The sequence below is a fragment of the Methylobacter sp. BlB1 genome, from assembly GCF_015476545.1.
In the GTDB taxonomy this organism is placed as follows: domain Bacteria; phylum Pseudomonadota; class Gammaproteobacteria; order Methylococcales; family Methylomonadaceae; genus Methylobacter.
Genome location: NZ_JADMKV010000022.1, coordinates 59,249 through 65,317 on the forward strand (window position 1 = coordinate 59,249; position 6,069 = coordinate 65,317).

General features: G+C 47.6%; 5 protein-coding genes. 1 reads left to right on the forward strand and 4 read right to left on the reverse strand.

Going from position 1 to position 6,069, the window contains the following annotated elements; all coding sequences use genetic code 11:
* Positions 1-339: 339 nt before the first annotated feature.
* The 4 genes from IT781_RS10605 to IT781_RS10620 are packed head-to-tail and all read right to left on the reverse strand — an operon-like array spanning position 340 to position 5,136.
* On the reverse strand, positions 340-1,371 hold the full coding sequence (locus IT781_RS10605) for an NUDIX domain-containing protein (protein ID WP_194970125.1): 1,032 nt from the start codon (positions 1,369-1,371) through the stop codon (positions 340-342).
* A gap of 13 nt (positions 1,372-1,384) precedes the next feature.
* Positions 1,385-3,064: an NAD+ synthase gene (locus IT781_RS10610; RefSeq protein WP_194970126.1), complete on the reverse strand. Its 1,680-nt coding sequence runs from the start codon at positions 3,062-3,064 to the stop codon at positions 1,385-1,387.
* A 15-nt stretch (positions 3,065-3,079) separates the two neighbouring features.
* On the reverse strand, positions 3,080-4,255 hold the full coding sequence (gene pncB, locus IT781_RS10615; protein WP_194970127.1) for a nicotinate phosphoribosyltransferase: 1,176 nt from the start codon (positions 4,253-4,255) through the stop codon (positions 3,080-3,082).
* Positions 4,256-4,278: 23 nt separating this feature from the next.
* A complete protein-coding gene (locus IT781_RS10620) occupies positions 4,279-5,136 on the reverse strand; it encodes a cysteine hydrolase (RefSeq protein WP_194970128.1) in 858 nt (285 codons plus the stop codon).
* A 150-nt stretch (positions 5,137-5,286) separates the two neighbouring features.
* Here IT781_RS10620 and IT781_RS10625 point away from each other — a divergent pair, with 150 nt between their 5' ends.
* On the forward strand, positions 5,287-5,955 hold the full coding sequence (locus IT781_RS10625) for an NUDIX domain-containing protein (protein WP_194970129.1): 669 nt from the start codon (positions 5,287-5,289) through the stop codon (positions 5,953-5,955).
* Positions 5,956-6,069 lie beyond the last annotated feature (114 nt).

Below are 6,069 nucleotides of genomic sequence, written 5' to 3' on the forward strand. Positions count from 1 at the left end.
GCCTATAAACGGCCGATGCCAGTTTTGCCGTTTATACCATTTTCTCCATATCCGGCCAATGTTATTGGATTGCCGATAAAAGTCAATGCCGATTGCCTTGGCGCCGCTAATATCTTCTCTTTCCCGATACCCGCAACGGGACACTAAAGAAAAGATTTCACCTGAGCCGGACGTATATCAGCGACAATATTTCCGTTCGCGCGGACAATTTCGCCTCACCCTTACATCAATGGTAAGGGGCGGCAATGATTGCATAGCAATATCAAGGAAGCAACTGCCATGCAGAAAAACTGCCGCCGAGCCTCGAGTAACCAAAATCAGGCGAGACGTATTATTTTTTCAACGCAAACCTAAAAACTCATTCAGGATGTGAAAGTGGTCCTCAAAAAACAGCTCTTCCATATCATTGAGCTGATCGATCGCTATCCAGGTCACCTCTTCCAAATCATCGGCGGCTTTAATAGCCGGAAACTTGGCGCCTCTCAAATCAAAGAAGTGGGCATGGGTAATCACGCGCCCGCGACAGGACCGTTTGGGATGATCGAACACTTTAACGGCTTTAAAGTCATTGATCAGCGTTACAGGCATCAGGCCTATCTGCGTCTCTTCCTTCAACTCTCTCAGGGCCGCTGTAAAAACGCGTTCATCTTTTTCGACAAACCCGCCAGGCAGAGCCCACAATCCCTTGCCCGGGCAATGCTTTCTTTTGCCCAATAACACGGAATTGTTTATTTTAACGACGGCATCAGCGGTACTGAAAATAACGGGATAAGGGCTTCCGCGCCATAAGTCCTGCTCATGCTTCACTTGTTTATATTCCTTCACCAGCTCGCGGTACTCGGCTCTCAGCGACCACGCCTTCAGAAACTGTTTAACAGGCGGCAGTATCCAGTCGGATATCGCCGAAAGCGACACACTCACATCTTCCGCTTCAAAATAGACAGCCCTCAGTTCCGAGGCATCGATTTTGATATCCGATTCAACCGGAAGGTAACTCCATTCCTGGAAGTGATCCAAATAGTACGTATCAATATCCGTTTCCTTTTTATGTCCCACGAGCGCAATATCCTGAGCGGCGTACTCGCCGACAATCCTTTTAACTTCGGCATTCCAACGGTCATCATTGTAGTAATCACGGATAGGGACACAGACTGTGCGTGCCTTGTCTTCCTCCGACAGTGTCGAAAGTATCATTTCCCGGCGCTCTGTCCATTTAAACGGATTTCTTGGATTCCGCGACTGGAAGGATGAGCCGATAATAATGATCACCTGTTCCGCGATCTCCAGCGCCTTGCGCTTTAATAATTCATGCCCGACGTGAGAGATCTGATGGCGGCCGATCACAACGGCTACTTTAAATTTCTTTTTCATGCGTATGTATTTTTTAATATTTTGCTGCGATTGGCATCTGTCTGCCGTTGCCGAACGCTCTTGCCCGAATCCTGATGATCAGCGGTGCTTGAAAGCGTTTGTATTCATTCCGCGCAATCATTTTTACGATTTTATCGACCAGCCCTTGATTTGTTTCGTTAAGCTGATCCACATAAGATTTTACCCGTTGATACTCTGCTTTGGATAATTGCTTGCCTTCAATTATATACTTCAAAATTTCATCCAAAACCTCATAAGGCGGCAAGCTGTCCGTATCTTTCTGATCAGGCGCCAGCTCTGCAGAAGGTTCTTTGCTGATAATGTCCGCAGGTATCATTTCGCGTCCCGCACGGTCATTGATATACTGGGATAAACGATAAACTTCCGTTTTATACAAATCACCGATCAGGTTCAAGCCGCCGTTGGTGTCGCCATACAACGTGCAATAACCGACGGATATCTCGGATTTATTGCCTGTTGATAACAACAAAGCCCCGAATTCATTGGAATACTCCATTAAAATGGTACCACGAATACGGGCTTGCAGATTCTCCAAAGTCAGACCTTTCAAGGTCCTGGCAAAAGCCGAACTGAAATCCCTGGCATATTGCTCCACCAAAGCCTTGATGGGGTGGACAATCAACTCAATACCCAGATTGCTGCACAGCGCTTCGGAATCCGTTACCGAGCCCGCGCTTGAAAAAACAGAAGGCATGGTAATCGCCACCACATTCTTTGGCCCCAATGCTTCCGCCGCCAAAGCCAGCGTCAAGGCCGAATCAATGCCGCCCGAGGACCCGACGACCACTTTCTTGAAGCCGCACCGGCGCACATAATCTCTTAGCCCCAATACAATCTGATTAAAAGCCAGCTCGTTGTCGGACATCGCTTTAATGGCGTCGGCACCTGACTGGAAGCCGGCTTCCTTGATATCAAAAGCCAGATATTCCTGGGTAGCGCTGAAACGCGCCGCTTCAAAAACAAGCGCTCCTTTCCGGTCCATGGCAAATGACGCTCCGTCGAATACCAGGCTGTCCTGTCCGCCCACCGAATTCACGTACAGCAAAGGCAATTCATAACGCGCGGCCACGTTGGACATGATGTCATGGCGCTGCTCGCGTTTACCGATATTGGACGGGCTGGCGTTGATGCTGATGACCAGATCGGGCTTTTGCGCCATCAACTGTTTAAAGGGATTTTCCCTGTATTCCGTTTCGCTGTCGTTCCAGCCGTCTTCACAAATGATCAGTCCTATTTTGGTGTTGCCGACCGTGATGACGCAAGGCGCCACGGGGCCAGGCTCAAAATGCCGTCTTTCATCGAAGACGTTATAGGTGGGCAACAGTTGTTTGTAATACTCCGTCACAATGGCCCCGTTTCTGATCGCCACCAGGGCGTTATAAAAAGGCTTGCCTTGACCCGAGTTTTTGCGGACCGTGCCGATAATGGTCGTTAGTGACGAAACCTGTTTTGAAAACGCCAGCAGATCCGTCAAGGCTTGCTCTGATTGATCCTGAAAGAAAGGTTCATCGATCAGGTCATAAGGATAATAGCCGCACACTGACAATTCCGGGAACACCAGTAAATCGGCTCTGCTTTGATCCGCCTGCCTCATGGCGTCCATCATGGTTGCCGTATTGCCTTGAAAGTCAGCAACGGTTGAATTCATTTGGTTGATTGCAATCTTGATCATTCCTTTTCTCCCGATTTAGGCGGCGTAATTGAAAACCTGTTTCAGATATGCCACGTAAACGTCATCTTCACAGAGCGTCTTCCCTGGCGCATCGGACAGCTTGGCAACGGGCCGGCCGTTCAGGCTCATCAGTTTCATGACAATATTCAATGGCTTGATCCCAGCGTCGTTAGTAAGATGAGTACCGATACCGAAGCCGGTTTTAATGCGGTCGGCGAAGTGCTCGTATAACTCCAACGCCAGCTGAAAATCCAGGCCATCGGAAAAAACTAAGCGTTTGGTGCTGGCATCAATATTCAGTTTTGCGTAATGCGCCAACCCTTTTTCGCCCCACTCGAAAGGGCATGAGGAGTCATGGCGCAAGCCTTCGTACGAGACAGCAAGCGCCCGGTCCAAATCATTCAAAAAAGCATCCATGCTGATCGTGTCCGTCAGTGCGGTTGCCAGGGAGCCATTAAACTCTTTCAGCCAGTCGGCCAGGGCATTTTTCTGGAAATCACGCAGATTGCAAGAACTTGCCTGATAGGATTGCAGATACTCATGCGCCATCGTGCCGATCGGCGTGAGACCGTATTTTTTTGCCAGATAAACATTAGAGGTCCCTTTAAAGTACTCAGGCAGTTCGGCTTTTAATGTCCGGACCATTTCATCCTGCCACGACCACGACCAACGCCTTCTTAATCCGAAATCGAAAAATTCAAAAGGATGTTTTCTGTTGAATTGATGATCTCTAACCAGCCCGATCTTCCGCTGCAGCCGGTTGCGGCTTTCCTGAAGCAATGCCGCCTGATCGAAGCGCCGGAAATACAGTTCGGAAACGATATATAAGCAAAATATTTCAAAACCCATGATATGGATTTGCGGGCCTTCGGCATCGATCATCAATACGTCTTTATCTACAGCGACCCTGATAAAATCCCTCTGAAATCTGAAAATGGCGAGAAAGGCAATAAAATCGCTGCTAAAGAGTTGCAAGGATCTCAAATAGTCCAGCTCATCCTTTTGAAAAGACAAGCTGCACAGGTAATCCAATTCCTTATTGAGATCGTCGGCCAATTGCGACAATGGGTATTCAGGCGTGCTTCGGCATAAGAATTTGTATTTAGCCATAGCGCCAGGATTCTTATGCAGCATCGCCTGCCACATGGTGAACTTGTACATATCGTTTTCTAACAGGCTTTTCACTATCATCCGTTTATTTCCTTATGTTCTTGTTATTTGTTTGCCATTAATTCGGGCAGGATCTCTGCCGAAGTAACCAGCCGCAGCCCCATGGCCGCCAGATTGTTGAAAGTATCCTGCGTTTTGGCTTCGTAGCCCGGGATTGCGCTCATGCAGTCCGTCAGCACCACCATTTTTTCCCGGCATTCAATGCCGAGGTTATTCACCGCATCCCAAATAGTCTTGCTGACACAGTGGCTGCTCGCCTCGCCTGTAAAAAGGACCAAATCTGCCGATTGGTATTTATCAATGGAAGCCCGCCGCAGTAAAGTGGAAGGTTTGTCTGGATCTGCCACTTCCGCTTGCAATGCCGAATAATGTTCTGACCAGGGGTCTTCGCCTTTCCGGATATAATCGACAGGCTTCAATTGCCGGCTTTCCCATGCGCTGCACGCAGCCAGGATATCGGCATGTATGTTGTGGCCAAATGACCCTATCTGGCAATGAACCGGCCATACAGAAATGCTTCCGATCCCTGCTGCTTCCAGCTGCGCAAAATAGGAGACGATTTTTTCCATCGCGCCTGCCATGCGCGGGCGGTATTTTTTTCCAATCACATCATTCAAGGTGATCCTGGCTGCCTCGGTCAATGCATTGCCGTCGGCATCCATCCAGAAAGAAACGTGCCCCATATCCAGGTACTGGTGCGTATCCATGAAAGCCTCGATTGCCGTAATCCCTGCGCCGCCCTCATTAATCAGCCTGGCTATTCTCAAACAGTCCTGATGCGCGCCGGTTACAGGCAGCGAAGATGTATATTTGACACCTTGAATCGTCGGACGGTAGCCTTCCGGCAAATCGCAAAAGTCATTTTGCGCGTCAATAATGACAAGTTGAATGTTCTTTTTCATTATGCCTCTCTCCTTTAGCAGTTGGGATAAGCATAGTTTACTTAGTTTCAATTTGCAACTAAATATCCAATAAAAAATTAACGTCCCACTAAGGTTGACAATATTTACTATTTAATTAGTATAAAAATGAAACTAACTATGTTTTTCATTATGACCTCAAGCATCATCCAAACCATTGATGTGGTCTTGTTGACCATAAAAAACAGCACGCTCCATGTGGCGTTGCTGAAACGCGAAAACCCGCCTTTTCAAGATCACTATGCGCTGCCCGGAGGGTATGTGCATGAGCAGGAAGATAATGACTGTCTGGATAGTGCGCTACGGGTTTTAAAGACTAAAATGGGCATACGCCCGCCTTATCTGGAGCAACTGGAAACTTTTTCCGGTAAATACAGAGATCCGAGAGGCTGGTCGGTGTCTGTGGTTTATTTTGCCTTGGTGCCCCTGGAAGTAATTGAAGCGGCGAATACTCCTTTGGCATCATTGGCCGACATTGATGACATGAAGGAACTGCCTTTCGATCATGCGAAAATTATAAGAGCTACTGTCAGCCGCATCAGAAATAAAGCGCAATATTCTTCTTTACCCTGTTTTTTGGCAGGCGAGACGTTTACCTTGCCGGCTTTACAAAAGATCTATGAAATTTGTCTTAATGAAAAACTCAATAAAGTGTCTTTCAGGCGAAAAATAGCGGAAATGGATGTGATTGAAGAAGTGACGGGGCAATTATCCAGACAGGGTGCCTATCGGCCCGCCAAAATTTATAAACTGAAATCCCCTTATCTTGATAAATTAAAAACGCTCGAAAGTGGGTTATGATTTTATGATTGGATGAGCAACGGGTAAGGATTTGGCCCTAAATAATTTCCCTGATTAATATAGGATAATGGTATGGACTCCTCCTCTTCCCTGCGGCATCACGATGTGCCAAAG